Below are 17,379 nucleotides of genomic sequence, written 5' to 3' on the forward strand. Positions count from 1 at the left end.
ATGAAAAAATTTTACGCTTTCTATTTTACCAAAAAAATTGACAAAAAGCATTAGTGGAGCTAGATAAAAATAGAAGAGCTAGCAAGCCCTCCTAGTAGTTCTTATAACTGTGAGTTTTTCAGAGTTGCCGCAAAGCGAGCCACCTTACTTTTAGCATACTTGAAGGAAATCTTGTGTTGCTCCAAGAAGTCATCAAAATCTCTTTTTCCTTGGTCAGCTTCTGAAACTTCAAGTTCTAATTCGTAGTCCTTGAGTCCAGCATATTGGTTGTAGTCTAAGGCTAGAAGGCCAATTGGAAGCTGTGTTTCACGGCGGACAGTGGTTAGATGTCCTAGCACACGAAGGTTTTCTAGAGGAATCTTTTGTTCTAGAAGAAGATTGCTGATGTCGCCGTCAGGCAGACGGTGTTCCTTGATGTAGCTTTTAGCTGCTGATAAGGGTAGAGTTTGATTGTATTCGATATTTCCAACTGCTTGAGGAACTTTGAGCGTCAGCTCTGCTTTGTCCAAAAAAGTGCGAATGCGTAGTGACATGCGATGAGCTTTGAGGTCAAAATTGCTTGTATCAAAATAATAATTAGTTTGGGAGACGGGCTTGACATGAGCCAGCCGTGCCTCTAGGCGCTTAAATTCATCCTGATTGAGTAGGGTCTTGTATTCAATTTCTAGGCTTGTCATGTTTACCGGTCTCTTTCTCTAAAAAGCTTCTATTTTTGTGGTATAATAAGGTAGTATGTTCATTTTAGCTAAAAGTTAGCTTTTTGACAAGAAATGAGGAAGACAGTATGAGTTTTGATTGGGAAAGTTTTCTTGATCCCTATATTCAGACGGTTGGTGAGTTGAAAATCAAGTTGCGGGGTATTCGTAAGCAATTTCGCAAGCAAAATCGCCACTCTCCTATAGAATTTGTCACTGGACGGGTCAAGTCTATTGACAGTATTCAGGAAAAATTAGCTCGTCGTGGCATCGCTTTTGAAAATATGGCAGAGGAAGTGGAAGACATTGCTGGGCTTCGTATCATGGTGCAGTTTGTAGATGATATTGACGAGGTTTTAGAATTGCTTCGCCATAGGACTGACCTGACCGTGGTGCGAGAACGGGACTACATCAACAACATGAAGACCAGTGGCTACCGTTCTTACCATGTGGTAATTTCTTATCCCGTGAATACCATTGATGGACCAAAGACCGTTTTGGCAGAAATTCAAATCCGCACCCTAGCAATGAACTTTTGGGCGACTATTGAGCATTCGCTTAATTACAAGTACCGTGGAGCCTTTCCAGATGAGATTAAACGTCGTTTGGAAATCACAGCTAAAATTGCCTATGAATTGGACGAAGAAATGAGAAAAATCCGTGAGGATATTCGTGAAGCACAGCTTTTGTTTGATCACGATAACCGAAAATTGAGTGACGGAGTGGGGAATAGTGATGACACAGATGAATTATACCGATAGCGTCAAAGTGGCTATCATTGCCAATGGCAAGCCACAGAGTAGGCGGGTTGCTGATAAGATTTTTAAAAGTTTGCGTGATGATCCAGGTTTTTATCTGACTAAGAAAAACCCCGATATTGTCATTTCCATTGGTGGGGACGGCATGCTTTTATCTGCCTTTCATGCTTATGAAAAAGAGCTGACGCAGGTTCGCTTTGTGGGAGTACATACTGGACATTTAGGCTTTTACACTGATTACCGAGATTTCGAGGTGGAAGAGCTGTTGAAAAATCTTCGTGAAGATAAGGGAGAAAAGGTTTCCTACCCTATTTTAAAGGTTTCTCTGACCTTGTCTGATGGGCGAGTGGTGACCTCACGTGCCCTTAATGAAGCCACCATCAAACGTCTGGAAAAAACCATGGTAGCAGATGTGATTGTCAACCACGTTCCCTTAGAGAGATTTCGTGGAGATGGTCTATCTGTGTCAACGCCGACTGGCTCAACTGCTTACAATAAATCTCTCGGTGGCGCCATTCTTCATCCGACCATCGAAGCACTACAGCTGACCGAAATCGCCAGTCTTAATAACCGCGTCTACCGCACGCTAGGAGGGCCGATTATCGTGCCTAAGAAAGATTTGATTGAGATTGTGCCAAAGCGTATGGGAGCTTATGTATTAACCGTTGATAACAAGACGTTTCACCACCGCAATGTCCAGCGAGTGAGCTATGAGATTGATCAGGCTAAAATCAGTTTTGTCGCAACACCTCGCCACACCAGCTTCTGGCAACGGGTTAAGGACGCCTTCATTGGAGAAGACCATGAAATTTGACTTTGTTGCCCACCGACCTTGTCAGGTCAAAAGTCTCCTCAAAGAACACGATGTATCAAAGGCGCTGCTGGCTAAAATAAAGTTCCGCGGTGGAAATATTTGGGTTAATGGCAAGGAAGAAAATGCGATTTTTGTTTTGGAAGTCGGCGATGTGGTGACTATTGAGATTCCCGATGAGGAGGATTTGATAGGAAGCCTTGAGCCGATTGATGAGCCTCTCGAGATTATGTTTGAAGATGACCATTTTCTCATCGTGAATAAACCACATAGCATTGCTAGCATTCCAAGCAGTCTACATTCTCATACGATGGCCAATCGCATCAAAGGCTACTACCTGTCACAACAGTACCCTAATAAGCAGGTGCATATTGTAACCCGACTTGATAAAGATACCAGTGGTCTCATGCTTTTTGCCAAACATGGCTATGCGCATGCAAGACTGGACAAGCAATTGCAGAAAAAGACTATTGAAAAGCGCTATTATGCCTTGGTCGCTGGTGATGAAAACTTGCCAGATGAGGGAGAAATTATTGTCCCTATCGCTCGTCCGAAGGACTCCATCATTACACGCTGTGTTCATCCATCAGGCAAGTATGCCCATACCTCCTATAAGGTAGTGGCTCGATATGGTAAGGTTAAGTTAGTTGATATCCAGCTTCATACGGGACGGACACACCAAATTAGGGTACACTTTTCTCACATCGGTCAGCCACTTTTAGGTGATGACCTTTACGGAGGTTCTATGGCTTATGGGATTGAGAGACAAGCCCTGCACTGCCATTATCTGTCCTTCACCGACCCTTTCACAAAAACACAAAAGATACAGACCTGTCCCTTGACACCAGACATGGAAAGCGTTATCCTAAAGTTACAACAAAAAATAAAAGAAAGTTGAGATGTTATGCGTAGTTTATTTGGTGAGTTGCGTAGTAAAATTGCAGGAAAACAAGTGAAAATCGTTTTCCCAGAAGGAAATGACGAACGTGTGGTGCGTGCGGCAGCTCGTTTAAAATTTGAAGGATTGGTTGAGCCAATTATTCTTGGTAAACCAGAAGATGTGACTGGTCTTTTAACACAACTTGGTTTTGCAAATCCTCATGTGACGATTGTTGATCCTGCTACTTATGCAGATTTTGACAAGATGAAAGAACTCTTTTTGGAGCTTCGTAAAGGTAAAGCAACTCCAGAACAAGCGGATAACATATTACGTGATGTCAACTACTTTGGTGTGATGTTGGTTCAAATGGGACTTGCTGATGGTATGGTTTCAGGTGCAATCCATTCAACAGCTGATACAGTCCGTCCAGCGCTTCAAATCATTAAAACAAAACCAGGTATTTCACGCACATCAGGTGTTTTCCTTATGAATCGTGAAAGTACGAAAGAACGCTATATCATGGCTGACTGTGCTATTAATATTGATCCTAACGCTCAAGAGTTGGCTGAGATTGCTGTTAATACGGCTGAAACAGCAGCAATTTTCGATATTGACCCTAAAGTAGCTATGCTAAGCTTCTCAACTTACGGTTCGGGTAAGGGACCACAAGTTGAAAAAGTGGCAGAAGCAGCTAAAATTGCCAAAGAACTTCGTCCAGACTTGGCGCTTGATGGTGAGTTACAGTTCGATGCAGCTTTTGATGCCGATACCGCTAAGATAAAAGCTCCAGAAAGCCCAGTGGCTGGTCAAGCAAATGTCTTTATCTTCCCAGATCTTCAGTCAGGAAACATCGGCTACAAGATTGCACAACGCCTGGGGATGTTTGAAGCTATTGGCCCAATCCTTCAAGGACTGAACAAACCAGTTAACGATCTTTCTCGTGGTTCGTCAGCCGATGATATCTATAAACTAGGCATCATTACCGCTGCACAAGCTTTGGAAAACTAATCTTAAAACTCGCTCTGATGGGCGAGTTTTTTTGCTCTGCTATTTTCAAAAAGGAAAAACTCCCGAAAATCCATTCGGGAGCTAATCACTAGAGTTTTTTCCAGAAACTATGATAAAGATAGAGCTGCAAACCTACCGCAATCAAAAGAATCAGAAATAATAAGATAAGACTGGTATTGAGTGCTCCGATAGCAAATGAGAGAAAGACTGATCCGACAGCAATAGCTGTGAAGACTAACATAACACCAATACCAATAACCATTGTCCAGACCTGACGATTTCCTCTGGTTAACAGTTGGTTTATATTTTGCCAGTTGAGCATGAGATTTTTCATGTCTCTACGGTAGTCAAACTGTCCTAAAACAAAGGAGGTGAGTAAAATACCTAGAACTAAACTTACAAGAAGTCCCCAGTGGAAACCAAGAGCTATTCCGATGAGGCAATAGATGATAGCTGGGATACCTGCTTGAAGTGCAAAGAGCACCACAAATTTTTCTTTTAAAAATGTTGTGAAATTGATAGGGAGAGTTTTGATGAACAGGTAATTTTCTCGCTCTAAAGACACACCAACTGATGTAAAAACAGTAGATAAGAGACCAATGAAGGAACCCATAAATAGAGCAATCCCAAAATACATAGGATCAATGAGATGTCCCTTTAACTGACCAGACATCAATGGACCAATCATCATAAAAATAAAGAGGTTTGAAGTAACCAAGGCACTTGTCCAAAGAGCAGGTACTTTTAGAGTGGAAAGGTGGTGTCGAATCCAAAGCTTGCGCATGGAAGCTTTTTTAGTCTGACGTTTTTTGGTTTGAACAGAGCTGTTATCAATTTGTAAAAGCTGACTGTAATAAGTTGGAATCACGACCTTGATGACCAAAGCCAGTAAGACGGCTAGCAGCAGGTACCAGGTCCAGTAATTGAGAAGGCTTTCAGATGAGAAGGGGTTGAACGCGACGTGGTAAAAACCGCTGACAAATGGCAAAATCGGAAAATCTGGCAAGCCATTGCCACTAGATGATAGTTCAATATTGTTAGAATTACTGATATTGATAAAAATCAACCCCACAATAGCAATCAGTTGTGAAAGACCAATCAAACCAGTTGAAATCAGTTTCTTATATGGACTTTTAACTAGGACTGAACCGACACGATTGACCACGATGACGGATAGACTCAAGGTCACACAAGTAATGAGCAAGAAATTTAGCACAGCCAGTAAAATAGCAAAAATAGGATTCATAACACGCAGATAAAGAAAAATCATCAACCCTAAAGCGGGTACAATATAGGGAATAGACATCCCTAGCGTTGCTAATATTTTTGCTACAAGTATTTCACCAGCCTTTATTGGCAGGGGAAGGTAGAGCTTGGTATCTTGACTGTCGTAAAAAACCGTAAACATAGGTGAGAAGGCAGATACCAGAGTCAAAATCATGAAAATGACTACATAAGATGTAAACATGCCAGGAAATTGACTGTAGTCATAGGCCATTAAAATCGCGCTATAAACGACTCCGAAAAAGAGCAGGCTAAAAATTTGAGAACTGAGAATGCTTTTATAGGCTTGAATCTTTTTGTTTGGATTTTTAGCTTGTTTATTGCGGACCTTGACCAAAACCTGAGGATTGGAGTAGAGGATATTGACTTTAAAAAGTTCCCAAATGGTTGACCAGTTCATTAGTCATCACCTACCTTTTCGCTATAGGCATCTCGACCTGCCAACTCCAGATAAATACTTTCCAAGTCCTTACCTGGATGATCTGCCTTGAGTTCTTCAAGTGTGCCAACAAAGATAAGTTTTCCTTGACGAAGAATACCTATACGATGGCACAATTGCTCCGCAACAGAGAGGACATGGGTGGAAAAGAGAACGGTATTGCCACTTTGAGCGTGCTGTTTCATCATCTCTTTCAAATCAAAAGAGGCCTGAGGGTCAAGTCCAGTCAGCGGCTCGTCCAGAATCCAGATATTAGGATTTGGAATCAACGCTCCAATCAGGATAGCTTTTTGGCGCATACCGTGTGAATAACTGCTAATGGTTTCAAAACGGCGCTCGTAGATATCAAAAAGTTTGGCTAAATCTTCAATTCGTTTTTCAGTATCAGAGTCAGAAACGCCGTAAATCTTAGCCAGAAAATGCCAGTACTCATCTGCTGTCAAATTAAGGAAGATATCAGGAGAATCGGGCACATAGGCAATCTGCTTTTTAATCTCCTCACGATGTTCGGTGAGTTTGAGGTTATCGACATAAATATCACCGTAAGTCGCATCAATAATAGAAGTTAACATGGAGATTGTTGTTGTTTTACCGGCGCCGTTGTGGCCAATCAGTCCAAAAATCTCTCCGTTTTCAATGGTCAGATTGAGATCACTGAGAGCAAATTTATCACCGTATTGTTTGGAAACATGGTCAAAAGTAATCATTAAAAATCATCTCCTTTTGTTTGTTTAGTTTATTATACTACTCTAGCGATACAAAAGTAAAGCCTTTTTATGAAAATATTTCAAAAATGTGCTATCATGAAGAAAGCATTTACATGGAGGTTTTTTATGGTACAAACTGTTATGATTACTGGGTCTTCTGCTGGTTTTGGTTTGGCAATGGCTCAGCTTTTTATTGAAAAAGGTTATCGGGTGATTGGTGTAGCCAGACGACAAGCCAGGTTAGAGAACATGCAAGCTAGGCTTGGGGAGTTATTTTATCCTCTGGTTATGGATATGTCTGATACCAGTTCGATTGACCAAGGGCTTAGCTCTTTGCCAGAGGACTGGCGACAAATTGATATTTTGGTCAATAATGCTGGTCTTGCGCTAGGTCTGGATAAGGCTTACGAGGCGGACTTTGCTGATTGGCAAACTATGATTATGACGAATATTCTGGGGCTGACTTATTTGACGCGCCAGCTTTTACCCCAAATGGTGGAAAGAAGGTCTGGTCACATCATCAATATGGGCTCAACTGCAGGCACCTATCCTTATCCAGGTGGCAATGTTTACGGTGCGACTAAGGCTTATGTCAAACAGTTTAGCCTTGAATTGCGGGCAGATTTGGCAGGAACCAAAGTGCGCGTGACTAATATTGAACCAGGACTCTGTGGGGGAACGGAGTTTTCAAATATTCGATTTAAGGGGGACAATGGCAGAGCAGAGAAACTTTATGAGGGAGCTAACAGCATTCAGCCTGAGGACATTGCCAATACGGTTTTATGGGTAGCAGAGCAACCAGTGCATGTCAATATCAACCGCATTGAGATTATGCCAACCTCTCAAAGCTTTGGCCCACAGCCAGTGGACAGAGAGGAGTTATAATGACAGATTTACAGGCGCAATGGCAATTTTTCAATGAATTGGAAAAGTTAAAAACCGTTACCAGACAAAATCAGACCTTGGATGGTCGTTTTGAAAACTCCGCTGAACACTCTTGGCAGTTGGCTCTTATGGCAGTGACTTTGCGTCAGCATTTCCCAGAAAAAGTAGATTTGGAAAAAGTGATGACCATGCTGCTGTTGCATGATGTGGGAGAGATTGGGACTGGTGACACATCGGCTTTTGATGAGGTAGGTAAAGCTAATTCCTACGAACGAGAATTAATCTCAGTCAGCAAGACCTTTGCTTTCCTACCTAGAAATCAAAGAGACCGTTACCTTGATCTCTGGAAAGAATTTGAACGAGGGAATTCGACTGAAGCACGCTATGCGAGATGTATAGATGTGATTGCTCCGGTCTTAAATCATCTCTTGATTGCAAAAGAGGGTGACAATGCTGATGGACTGACGAGAGAACAAGTCTTGGCTAAAAAATCATTTATCGAAAAAGAAAGTCCTGAACTTTGGCTATGGGTGATTGAGATGGTCGATCAAAGTGTAGCTAGAGGGTTTATATTTGCCATAAAAGAAACGATGAAAAGGCTTTGACAAAACAGTTTTGAACCTTTTCATCAATAAATAACTTAAATCTAACAAGCGAGCAAATCGACATTCTGTAAGTAATCATTGTACTTTTCAGAAAATTAGTTTTGCCCGTTTTTGTATTTGATGTTAAGCGTTTTGTCACAGCTTTTTCTAAGAACAAAGTGAAAAAGCATCTAATATTTCCCAAAAGAGAGATGAAAACGCTTGTCTAATTATGGTATAATGTTAATGACCTTTATGATCGGACAACGAAACGGGCGCTCGCAAATAAGGTGAAGTACACCTACTACGAAGAGCACAACTATGTCAACGATATCAACCAGGAACATACCCAGGTTCTCCAGACTTACAACCAAGAACTCAAAACCAAAGAGACCTATACCTATGGCAATGGCAGAGCTTCCTATCTCAACCCGAGGCAGGCAAGGCCTATCAGTACCTGACCAACCAGTCAGGCTCAGTAACAGGCTTGAGCCAAGATGGGCAAGCCGTCGCAAGCGCTAGCTATGACCTCTACGGCTCAATCATTGAGACCACGGTATTATGATAGCAGTGCAGGCACCTTCCTGACTGAGGACTCCTATCAAGGACAAGGCTCAGACCCACTCAGTCAGAACCTTTATAGCTATGTCCACAACAACCCAGTCAACTACACCGACCCAAGTGGGCACTTCTGGAAGAAGATTATAAGCGGCGCTAAGAAAGCCTGGAATGGTGTCAAGAAGGCTTGGAATACCATCAAACGCGTTGCGACAAGGACATGGAATGCGGCTAAGACTGCTTATAATCAAGCTAAAAACTGGGTCAGAACCAAAGTAAGCCAAGCTGCTAGTTGGGCAGGCAATAAGGTCAGGCAAGCAAGGCAACGAATTATGGAGCCGGCGCAAGCGTAGCAACCAACTTTACACAAAACATCAGCAACCAAACTGTTCGCCAAGTCGCACGAGTCGGCGCTGAGGCTGGAGTCGAAACAGGGATTGATACCGCCATATCCCTTGCGACAGGAAATCCTGTTACCCTGAGAAATGTGACGACCGACTATGGGTTGAATCTTGTTACCAATCGTTCGGACAGTGTTTCTACCAAGAGTGGTGCTAAGGCTTCAAATGATAAACTAATTTATCCCTTGATGAGCATTCAAAAAGCACTTGAAGTATTTATTTCTTCAAGTGCTTTTACTGTTATTGATAGGATGAGGGATCTCAAAAATCAAAATCTTTTAGTTCTTGACTCTCTGGGTTTTATTCTAGACTTGCTGCCCAGCTTTTTGCTAAATGGCGAGAGTAGCTTGAAATGGCAAAGTTGATGAGGAAGTAGGTTCCTGCAACGATGGTGTAAAGGGTGAAGACTTGTCCTGTTTCAAAATATTTCCCCATAAGGATTTGGCTTTTTCCGAAAAATTCTTGGAGGGCAATAACGGTATAAAGGAAGGAAGAGTCTTTAATTACTGTTACAAATTGTGAGATGATTGCCGGTAGCATCTTGCGGAAGGCTTGAGGGAAGATAATATGGATAAAAATCTGAAAATGATTAAGACCTTGTGACAAGCCAGCTTCAGTTTGCCCAGCCGAGATGGCATTTAACCCGCCTCGGATAATTTCTGCCAAGGCAGCAGAGGTAAACACGGTGAAAGCAATGATACCTGCTGGTGTAGACTTGACTTGGAAAACTAAGAAAATGATAAAAATCCACAAGAGGTTGGGAACATTTCGAACAAATTCAATGTAAATACTAGCTGGGATGCTCAACCATTTTTTCCGATTATTACGCATAAGGGCTAGAATGCTTCCAAAGATAGTTGATAGCAGGATGGCAGCAAAGGAGATATAAAGAGTAAGTCCTAGACCGCTCAACAAAAATTGTAGGTTTATCGTTGTAAAAATATCAGACATAGATGTCTCCTTTTAGAGGTTATAGGCGTTCTTATTTTTTGTCTCCATATGATGACCCCAGCTAGCCAGTGGGAAGCACATGATGAAATAAAGGATAGCAGCAGAAGCAAAGGCAGGTACATAATTTCCAGTGTCATAAGCCCAGTTTTTGGAGGTGAACATGATGTCAGCACCTGAGATGATAGCAACTGTTGCTGTATTTTTTATCAGGTTAACCACTTGATTGGTCAACGGTGGTAAGATAGACCGGATTGCCTGAGGAAGGACAATTAGCCACATGGTATCACCTTGAGAAAAGCCTTGCGACAAAGCAGCTTCAGTCTGACCTTTAGGAACAGACTCAATACCAGAGCGGATAACCTCAGCGATATAAGCACCGTGATAAAGTCCAACGCAGATAATCGCAGTAAAGAAAGTGTTGATACGAATTGCGCCGTCTGTGACAATGGCAAGTCCATAGTAGAGGAAAACGAAGTGAACGAGAAGAGGTGTATTTTGGAAAACTTCGACATAGACTCTAGCTATAAAACGAAGAAAAGCTGAGCGATGACGGTTGAGCATGGCAAATCCTGTTCCTAATGCCAAAGCTAGAAGCAAGGCTCCAGCAGCTGTTCCTAAGGTATAGAGAAAGCCTAGAACAAAATCATCGAAGTAGTCTGTAAAACCAGCCCAACGTTCTAGTGCCCAGGGGCTAAGGGGTACAGTGGTTAAAAACATAGGCGAACTCCTTTCTTATTCTGTTGGTTCAGCTGGCGTCAAATCAAACTTGTCATAGATTTTTTGAAGACTGCCATCTTGGCGCCAAGTCTGTAGTTGTTCATTGATATAGTCGGTCAGGTCAGTATTGGTCTTTTTAGTAGCAATACCATAGGCTTGAGTATTAAAACCATCATCTAGCATGCGATTTCCTTTGTGAATGTAACCTGATAGGAGAGATTTATCAACGGAAAATGCATCAATACGTTTCGCTTGAAGTGACATGGTCAATTCTGGATAAGAACCAAGTTGAACGAATTTAAAAGTCAGTCCGTTTTCTTCGGCATAGGCTTTTAAATTGGCCTTGGTAGTTGCCCCTTGGGCGACACCAATAGTCAATCCGTCCAAATCGTCCATATTTTTAATGTTACTTTTCTTACGGACTAAAAAACCGATTTGGTCATAGTAGTAGGGATCTGAAATGCTAAAGTTAGCCTGACGTTGCTCGGTAATGGTATAAGTGGCCAGAATGATATCGACTTGTCCGTTGTCCATAAGTGGCTCACGGGTTTGAGTCGTTACGGGTGTGTATTCGACTTTGACGCCCAGAGAGTCCGCTAGTTTCTTAGCGATATCAATTTCCATTCCTTCAAATTCATTGGTCTCAGCATTGAGGTAGCCGAAGTTTGGAACATCCTGTTTGACACCGACGCGAAGAACACCGTCTTTTTTGATAGCGTCAACTTTATCATCTGCAGATACATGTAATGCGTTTAGACTTGCGGCCAGAAGCAAAGGCAGAGCAAGTAATTTCCATTTCTTCATAATCCACCTAGCCTTTCTTGCTGACTTTCTCACTGGTATGGTTAATAATTTTGCTGAGGAATTGCTGTGCACGAGGTTCAGTGGGGTTTTCAAAGAAACCTTGAACATCAGTAGTGTCAACCAAGACAGCCCCCTGATCCATGAAAATAATTCGGTCAGCCACTTCACGAGCAAAGCCCATTTCATGGGTAACGACAACCATGCTCATACCTTCAGCGGCCAAATTCTGCATAACGGTCAAAACGTCACCGATGGTTTCCGGGTCAAGGGCTGAAGTTGGTTCATCAAAGAGAAGGAGTTCAGGTTGCATAGCCAGTCCGCGAGCGATAGCCACGCGTTGTTTTTGTCCTCCAGAAAGGGTCTCTGGATAATATTCCTTACGATCCCACATATTCACATAGGTCAAGTATTTCTCAGCCAAATCAGTCGCTTCCTTGTCAGAAAGCCCCAAAACTTTCTTTGGCGCAAGTGTAACGTTTTCTAACACTGTCTTGTGTGGATAAAGATTAAAATGTTGGAAAACCATACCAACTTCTTTACGAAGACTTTGTAATTCTTTGGCTGCAATCTTAGATACTTCATGTCCATTCACAAGGAGACTTCCTGAATCAATAGTTTCAAGAGCGTTGATGGTACGTATAAGAGTTGATTTACCGGAGCCAGAAGGACCGAGTAGTACAACAACCTGACCTTTTTCAAAGGTGAGGTTTATATCACGTAGTGCATGGTACTCATCATAATATTTATTAACGTCTTTAAATTCAATCAATGCCATAGGACACCTCCAGTAGAAAATTATGTCACAAAATATAACATGAAAATAAAATACCACAATCAGAAAACGGTGTCAAGTATTTTTTTGTAGAATTTTTCTGAAAATTCAAACCAATTTCAAGTTTATGGCTCTTCCGTTTGCTTGCTCTTAGTAAGGTGGCAGAAAGACTGATTATCTGCTATTTTTTGCTTCAAAAGATAACAGTTTAGGAGACATGTGTTATAATAATTGAGATTGATTTTACGGAGAATTAGCAGATGATTTATTTTGACAACTCAGCAACAACCCAGCCCTATCCAGAGGTTCTTTCTACCTATCAGGAAGTGGCGACTAAGATTTTTGGAAATCCTTCTAGCCTCCATAATTTAGGGAGCAAGGCTACTCGTGTTCTTGAGGCTTCACGTAAACAGATTGCGGAGCTTTTAGGTAAGGAGGCAGAGGAGATATACTTCACATCAGGTGGTACCGAAAGTGATAACTGGGCTATCAAAGGTGTGGCTTTTGAAAAGGCACACTATGGTAAGCACATCATCGTATCGGACATTGAGCATCCTGCGGTTAAAGAGTCGGCGAAATGGCTGACCAGCCAAGGATTTGAGGTTTCTTATGCCCCTGTTGACGAACATGGTTTTGTAGAGGTAGACAAATTAGCAGATCTTATACGAGATGATACAATCTTGCTATCGGTCATGGCCGTCAATAATGAAATTGGTTCTATTCAACCGGTCAAAGACATTTCAGAACTTTTGGCTGAAAGGCCGACGGTGACCTTTCATGTGGACGCTGTACAGGCCATCGGGAAAATTCCTGTATCTGATTTTTTGACAGATCGTGTTGATCTAGCTTCTTTTTCTGGGCACAAATTTCATGCAGTTCGCGGTGTTGGTTTTCTCTATAAAAAGGCTGGCAAGAAGTTAGCTCCGCTTTTGACAGGGGGAGGTCAGGAAAGGGATTTACGCTCAACTACGGAAAATCTAGCTGGCATCGCTGCAATGGCAAAAGCTCTGCGTCTGACTTTGGACAAGGCAGAAGGAGCTAACCAGAAAATCAGCAAAATGCGTGACATTATCCGACAAGAATTACTGAGTTATCAGGATATCACCGTTTTTTCAGGTCAAGAAAATTTTGCACCAAATATTTTAACTTTTGGCATCAAAGGCATTCGCGGTGAAGTTCTTGTCCATGCTTTTGAAGAGCATGAGATTTACATCTCCACGACCTCTGCTTGCTCCTCAAAGGCTGGAAAACCTGCTGGAACGCTGATTTCTATGGGTGTGCCAACTAAAGTAGCTCAAACCGCAGTTCGTATTAGCCTTGATGACGATAATGATATGAGCCAAGTAGAGCAATTTTTAACGATTTTTAAACTTGTCTATCATAAAACTCAAAAGGTCAGATAATCACTAATAAAAAATAATGCCACAATTACACTACTCTCTCTGGTATAATAAGGAAGCTATTCAGGCAGTTCAAACCTATACCAATCTTTTTCCAGATTCGGAGCTAAAAGCACAAACCGTTTTACCAGATACACCATCTGGAGATGTAGATTATCTCCTCTTTAGACTTGGAGAACTTCAATTTTCTGCAATGAATGGGGGAGGCTATTCTCAGCTTAATGAGTCTATGTCCATTATGGTGATGATATCGTCACGGGAAGAACTTAATCGCATCTATGAAACCCTTTCTCAAGGTGGAAAAATTCTCATGCCTTTACAGTCTTATGATTTTTGTCCTTATTATGTCTGGTTTCAGGACGCTTATGGACTTAATTGGCAACTCTTTTTGAATGAAGAACAAAAGACTTTATATTGCTTTAAGCTGTGTCTTCTTTTTGGAAGGGAGCAAAATGGACTAGCTGAGTCAGCTATGAATTTCTTTATTGATGAGCTGGGTGCTTTGGAAGTGGCTCGCCAATATTATCCAGAAAATACTGTTATTACGGCAGAGGGAACTAAGCTAGTCTATGGGGAAGTTTCCTATCTTAATCAGAAGATTGCTTTTATGGATCACGGAGCAGGCGGGGACGCAATTTTTAACACCGCTTTTTCACTTGTACTACTATGTGAAAATCAGGCAGAAATTGATTCCTATTGGCAACTGTTATCAAGGGTAGCCGAAGCTGAAGTTTGCGGTTGGTGTCAGGATGACTTTGGCATCTCCTGGCAAATTGTTCCTAAATCTTTGGAGAAAGCAACTTTTAGGGCTACTCGTGAGGAATTTAAAGCTATGCAAGCAATTTATCATCCCATGAAAAAGCTTGAAATAGAGCCACTAGCGACCTATTTGAGAGATTAGTTGGTATTATTTAAAATGAAGGAGAAATTATGTTAACCTATTCAGAAATTATGGTTCGCTATGGCGAGCTTTCCACTAAAGGAAAAAATCGTATGCGCTTCATCAACAAGCTTAAGCACAACATTCAGGATGTTTTGTCCATCTATCCAGCTGTCCAAGTGACTGCTGACCGTGATCGTTGCCATGTTTTTCTCAATGGTCAAGACTATGAACCAATAGCTGAGAGTCTCAAACAGATTTTTGGAATACAGGCTTTCAATCCTGTATATCGTCTGCCTAAGGATGTTTCGGTTTTGGAAAAAGCGGTGCAGGATATTATGGCAGGACTCTACACCGAAGGTATGACCTTTAAGGTTGCTTCTAAGCGTGCTGATCACAAGTTCGAACTAGACAGTCGTGAACTCAACCAGAGGCTTGGAGATGCCGTTTTCCGTGCTCTGCCATCTATCCAAGCCCAAATGAAGAAACCTGATGTGACTCTCAAGGTGGAGATTCGTGACGAGGCTGCCTATATTTCCTATGAAGAAATCAAAGGAGCAGGAGGGCTACCAGTAGGTACTTCAGGAAAGGGGATGCTCATGCTATCTGGTGGTATCGATTCGCCAGTTGCAGGCTATCTGGCTCTGAAACGTGGGGTGGATATTGAAGCGGTACACTTTGCAAGTCCTCCCTACACAAGTCCAGGCGCCCTTAAAAAAGCTCATGATTTGACACGTAAGCTGACAAAATTTGGTGGCAATATTCAATTTATCGAAGTGCCATTCACAGAGATTCAAGAGGAAATCAAAGCTAAAGCACCAGAGGCCTATCTTATGACCTTGACTCGTCGCTTTATGATGCGCATTACTGACCGTATTCGTGAGAATCGTGGTGGTCTTGTCATCATCAATGGTGAAAGTCTTGGTCAGGTTGCTAGCCAAACGCTAGAATCCATGCAGGCTATCAATGCGGTAACCAACACCCCAATTATCCGTCCAGTAGTAACTATGGACAAACTAGAAATCATTGATATTGCTGAGAAGATTGACACCTTTAACATTTCCATTCAACCCTTTGAAGATTGCTGTACCATCTTTGCCCCTGACCGTCCAAAAACCAATCCTAAAATTAAAAATGCGGAGCAGTATGAAGGTCGTATGGATGTTGAAGGTTTGGTAGAAAGAGCCGTGGCAGGTATCATTATCACCGAAATCACCCCACAGGTTGAGAATGATGAGGTAGGTAAACTGATTGAAGACCTTCTCTAATCTGAACAAATGGGAAAAGATGATAGTCGGCTGTGGCTGTTTGGTGTTCTTTTCGCCAATTATCCTTGTCGTTGGTGGTGTTTTATGGCTAATTTTGATGGCGACCTTTGAAGATGTACATGTTGAGAGGGAAGTCCCCAGCTTTTATCAGGAGGCAGGTTTTAAGGGGAATGTGACTGTACCGCCCAGCATCGCCGAAGGTTTGTCTACTCGTCATCCTTATCGTTATGAGGAGAAGGTTGACGGTGAGGTCATTCGTGTTGAATTTAACAACACACCGGGTAGTGGCTGGGATGAGACTGACCCTGATAATCAAGGAAAAAATTATGATAGCCCAGAAGAATTGGCGACAAATTATAGTGATTCTTTGATTGAGCCACTGGTCCAAGCAGGTTTTAATTACCAGCTCAGAGCCAAATTAGTCAAGAGCCAGCTGAGAGATTTTTTGGAGACTCGACAACTCAAGTTGAACGATTTTAATGTGAGGGTCATCAGTTACTACGATGAGAGAAATCAGATTTTTATCGACCAGCTGACTAAGGATTTGACGGGCAAGGAGTTGGAGCCTTTGCGTGGTCTGGCTACTTTAGACTTTGAGACCTATGCTAAAATCGGCTTTTTGACCTATGACATCGTGATTGAGGGAGAGTGGTCTTTGGAGGTTTTTGAGCTTAGTCCTCTCCAGTTGCCAGATGGAGATTATACTTTTTACTATTCCTATGGCGATGAGTCTCCCCTTAAAAGGATAGCCACTTACCAAGTAGAAGGAGGAGTGGTACATGCTATTGAGTCCCATTACTATTAGTCCCTTATCCCCAACTCGCAAGCAAGTCAAATCTCTTTATCAGACGATTTTGCTCTCCTTAGGAGCGCGTGCCTCGTGATAAGACGGCACTCAGATATGACCAATGCCAGAGCATGTCTATCATGAAGGCAAAGAGACTTGTTAAGTCATGGTGACGGATTCGACAATGGAACGGGTGAGTTTTTAGAAAAATGTTGAAGTTAGTCTTTCAAGAAGCATTTTTGTCAGCCTTACTTAGCGAAAAATTTTTAAGAAAAAACAAAAATCCTTGATAAACAAATGGGAATGTGATAAAATCGTACTGTTGACTAAATGCACATCCTGTGCAACCGCGCGAGTCCCGTTTTAAGTGGTTTGCCCCACGGTACAAGGCGAGTCTTCACAGAGGGAGACCTCATATTAAAAATTTATAGGAGGTGCATCATGAGCACATACGCAATCATCAAAACTGGTGGTAAACAAGTTAAAGTTGAAGTAGGTCAAGCTATCTATGTTGAAAAAATCGACGCTGAAGCTGGCGCAGAAGTAACTTTTAACGAAGTTGTTCTTGTAGGCGGAGAAACTACTAAAGTGGGTACTCCAGTCGTTGAAGGTGCAACAGTTGTTGGTACTATCGAAAAACAAGGTAAGCAAAAGAAAGTTGTTACTTTCAAATACAAACCTAAAAAAGGTAGCCACCGTAAACAAGGTCACCGTCAACCTTACACAAAAGTTGTTATCAACGCTATCAACGCGTAAGCTGACAGCTCATTTCTAGGAAAGGACAAAATCT

20 protein-coding genes and 1 other annotated feature are annotated in these 17,379 nt (G+C 42.0%); of the genes, 13 read left to right on the forward strand and 7 right to left on the reverse strand.

The window, feature by feature from the left end:
• Nucleotides 1-101: 101 nt before the first annotated feature.
• Nucleotides 102-677 (reverse strand): CYTH domain-containing protein, encoded by a 576-nt coding sequence (locus G576_RS0100495; RefSeq protein WP_027972877.1) that lies wholly within the window; start codon nucleotides 675-677, stop codon nucleotides 102-104.
• A gap of 107 nt (nucleotides 678-784) precedes the next feature.
• On the opposite strand from G576_RS0100495, the gene yjbM reads away from it, so the two are divergent.
• From yjbM to pta, 4 genes are read left to right on the forward strand one after another with little or no spacing between them, the layout of a single operon-like run.
• Nucleotides 785-1,456 (forward strand): GTP diphosphokinase, encoded by a 672-nt coding sequence (yjbM, locus tag G576_RS0100500; RefSeq protein WP_027972878.1) that lies wholly within the window; start codon nucleotides 785-787, stop codon nucleotides 1,454-1,456.
• On the forward strand, nucleotides 1,431-2,267 hold the full coding sequence (locus G576_RS0100505; protein ID WP_027972879.1) for an NAD kinase: 837 nt from the start codon (nucleotides 1,431-1,433) through the stop codon (nucleotides 2,265-2,267). The genes yjbM and G576_RS0100505 overlap by 26 nt, the downstream gene beginning before the upstream one ends.
• A complete protein-coding gene (locus G576_RS0100510) occupies nucleotides 2,257-3,162 on the forward strand; it encodes an RluA family pseudouridine synthase (protein WP_027972880.1) in 906 nt (301 codons plus the stop codon). Before G576_RS0100505 ends, G576_RS0100510 begins: the two co-directional genes overlap by 11 nt.
• A 6-nt stretch (nucleotides 3,163-3,168) precedes the next feature.
• Entirely contained in the window at nucleotides 3,169-4,152 is a 984-nt protein-coding gene (gene pta / locus G576_RS0100515; RefSeq protein ID WP_027972881.1) for a phosphate acetyltransferase, read from the forward strand.
• Nucleotides 4,153-4,240: 88 nt separating this feature from the next.
• Here pta and G576_RS0100520 read toward each other — a convergent pair whose 3' ends face one another.
• Together G576_RS0100520 and G576_RS0100525 are read right to left on the reverse strand one after the other, a co-directional pair.
• On the reverse strand, nucleotides 4,241-5,836 hold the full coding sequence (locus tag G576_RS0100520) for a hypothetical protein (protein WP_027972882.1): 1,596 nt from the start codon (nucleotides 5,834-5,836) through the stop codon (nucleotides 4,241-4,243).
• Nucleotides 5,836-6,582 (reverse strand): ABC transporter ATP-binding protein, encoded by a 747-nt coding sequence (locus G576_RS0100525; RefSeq protein WP_027972883.1) that lies wholly within the window; start codon nucleotides 6,580-6,582, stop codon nucleotides 5,836-5,838. Before G576_RS0100525 ends, G576_RS0100520 begins: the two co-directional genes overlap by 1 nt.
• Before the next feature lie 126 nt (nucleotides 6,583-6,708).
• Here G576_RS0100525 and G576_RS0100530 point away from each other — a divergent pair, with 126 nt between their 5' ends.
• The 4 genes from G576_RS0100530 to G576_RS0100540 all read left to right on the forward strand — a co-directional run bounded on the left by G576_RS0100530 (nucleotide 6,709) and on the right by G576_RS0100540 (nucleotide 8,962).
• Nucleotides 6,709-7,467 carry an SDR family oxidoreductase gene (locus G576_RS0100530; protein ID WP_027972884.1) on the forward strand — a complete coding sequence of 253 codons (759 nt, stop codon included), beginning with the start codon at nucleotides 6,709-6,711 and terminating at the stop codon, nucleotides 7,465-7,467.
• A complete protein-coding gene (locus G576_RS12005; RefSeq protein ID WP_211218865.1) occupies nucleotides 7,464-8,072 on the forward strand; it encodes an HD domain-containing protein in 609 nt (202 codons plus the stop codon). The genes G576_RS0100530 and G576_RS12005 overlap by 4 nt, the downstream gene beginning before the upstream one ends.
• A 269-nt stretch (nucleotides 8,073-8,341) precedes the next feature.
• On the forward strand, nucleotides 8,342-8,512 hold the full coding sequence (locus G576_RS13460; protein ID WP_156875094.1) for a hypothetical protein: 171 nt from the start codon (nucleotides 8,342-8,344) through the stop codon (nucleotides 8,510-8,512).
• Between the two features lie 36 nt (nucleotides 8,513-8,548).
• Nucleotides 8,549-8,962, forward strand: a complete 414-nt coding sequence (locus tag G576_RS0100540) for an RHS repeat-associated core domain-containing protein (protein WP_027972885.1) — start codon at nucleotides 8,549-8,551, stop codon at nucleotides 8,960-8,962.
• A gap of 348 nt (nucleotides 8,963-9,310) precedes the next feature.
• On the opposite strand, the gene G576_RS0100545 is transcribed toward G576_RS0100540, so the two are convergent.
• Genes G576_RS0100545 through G576_RS0100560 form a run of 4 tightly spaced genes read right to left on the reverse strand, consistent with a single transcriptional unit; the run spans nucleotide 9,311 to nucleotide 12,257 of the window.
• Nucleotides 9,311-9,961, reverse strand: coding sequence for an amino acid ABC transporter permease (locus G576_RS0100545; protein WP_027972886.1), 651 nt, complete (start codon nucleotides 9,959-9,961; stop codon nucleotides 9,311-9,313).
• Between the two features lie 12 nt (nucleotides 9,962-9,973).
• A complete protein-coding gene (locus G576_RS0100550) occupies nucleotides 9,974-10,678 on the reverse strand; it encodes an amino acid ABC transporter permease (RefSeq protein ID WP_027972887.1) in 705 nt (234 codons plus the stop codon).
• Nucleotides 10,679-10,693: 15 nt separating this feature from the next.
• Nucleotides 10,694-11,482, reverse strand: coding sequence for a transporter substrate-binding domain-containing protein (locus G576_RS0100555; protein ID WP_027972888.1), 789 nt, complete (start codon nucleotides 11,480-11,482; stop codon nucleotides 10,694-10,696).
• 7 nt (nucleotides 11,483-11,489) lie between these two features.
• The gene (locus tag G576_RS0100560) at nucleotides 11,490-12,257 is read right to left on the reverse strand and encodes an amino acid ABC transporter ATP-binding protein (protein WP_027972889.1); all 768 of its coding nucleotides are present in this window, start codon (nucleotides 12,255-12,257) and stop codon (nucleotides 11,490-11,492) included.
• A 257-nt stretch (nucleotides 12,258-12,514) separates the two neighbouring features.
• Between G576_RS0100560 and G576_RS0100565 the strand changes: the two genes are divergently transcribed.
• The 5 genes from G576_RS0100565 to rplU all read left to right on the forward strand — a co-directional run bounded on the left by G576_RS0100565 (nucleotide 12,515) and on the right by rplU (nucleotide 17,345).
• Nucleotides 12,515-13,657, forward strand: a complete 1,143-nt coding sequence (locus G576_RS0100565; RefSeq protein ID WP_027972890.1) for a cysteine desulfurase family protein — start codon at nucleotides 12,515-12,517, stop codon at nucleotides 13,655-13,657.
• Between the two features lie 16 nt (nucleotides 13,658-13,673).
• The gene (locus tag G576_RS0100570; protein WP_027972891.1) at nucleotides 13,674-14,555 is read left to right on the forward strand and encodes a VOC family protein; all 882 of its coding nucleotides are present in this window, start codon (nucleotides 13,674-13,676) and stop codon (nucleotides 14,553-14,555) included.
• 29 nt (nucleotides 14,556-14,584) lie between these two features.
• Complete coding sequence (thiI, locus tag G576_RS0100575; RefSeq protein WP_211218859.1) at nucleotides 14,585-15,802, forward strand: tRNA uracil 4-sulfurtransferase ThiI; 1,218 nt, start codon at nucleotides 14,585-14,587, stop codon at nucleotides 15,800-15,802.
• Nucleotides 15,786-16,607 carry a hypothetical protein gene (locus tag G576_RS0100580; RefSeq protein ID WP_027972893.1) on the forward strand — a complete coding sequence of 274 codons (822 nt, stop codon included), beginning with the start codon at nucleotides 15,786-15,788 and terminating at the stop codon, nucleotides 16,605-16,607. Before thiI ends, G576_RS0100580 begins: the two co-directional genes overlap by 17 nt.
• 317 nt (nucleotides 16,608-16,924) lie before the next feature.
• Nucleotides 16,925-16,996, forward strand: a sequence feature (ribosomal protein L21 leader region).
• A 34-nt stretch (nucleotides 16,997-17,030) separates the two neighbouring features.
• Nucleotides 17,031-17,345 carry a 50S ribosomal protein L21 gene (gene rplU, locus G576_RS0100585; RefSeq protein ID WP_027972894.1) on the forward strand — a complete coding sequence of 105 codons (315 nt, stop codon included), beginning with the start codon at nucleotides 17,031-17,033 and terminating at the stop codon, nucleotides 17,343-17,345.
• The last annotated feature ends 34 nt before the right edge of the window (nucleotides 17,346-17,379 follow it).

The sequence above is a fragment of the Streptococcus porci DSM 23759 genome, assembly GCF_000423765.1.
In the GTDB taxonomy this organism is placed as follows: Bacteria; Bacillota; Bacilli; order Lactobacillales; family Streptococcaceae; genus Streptococcus; species Streptococcus porci.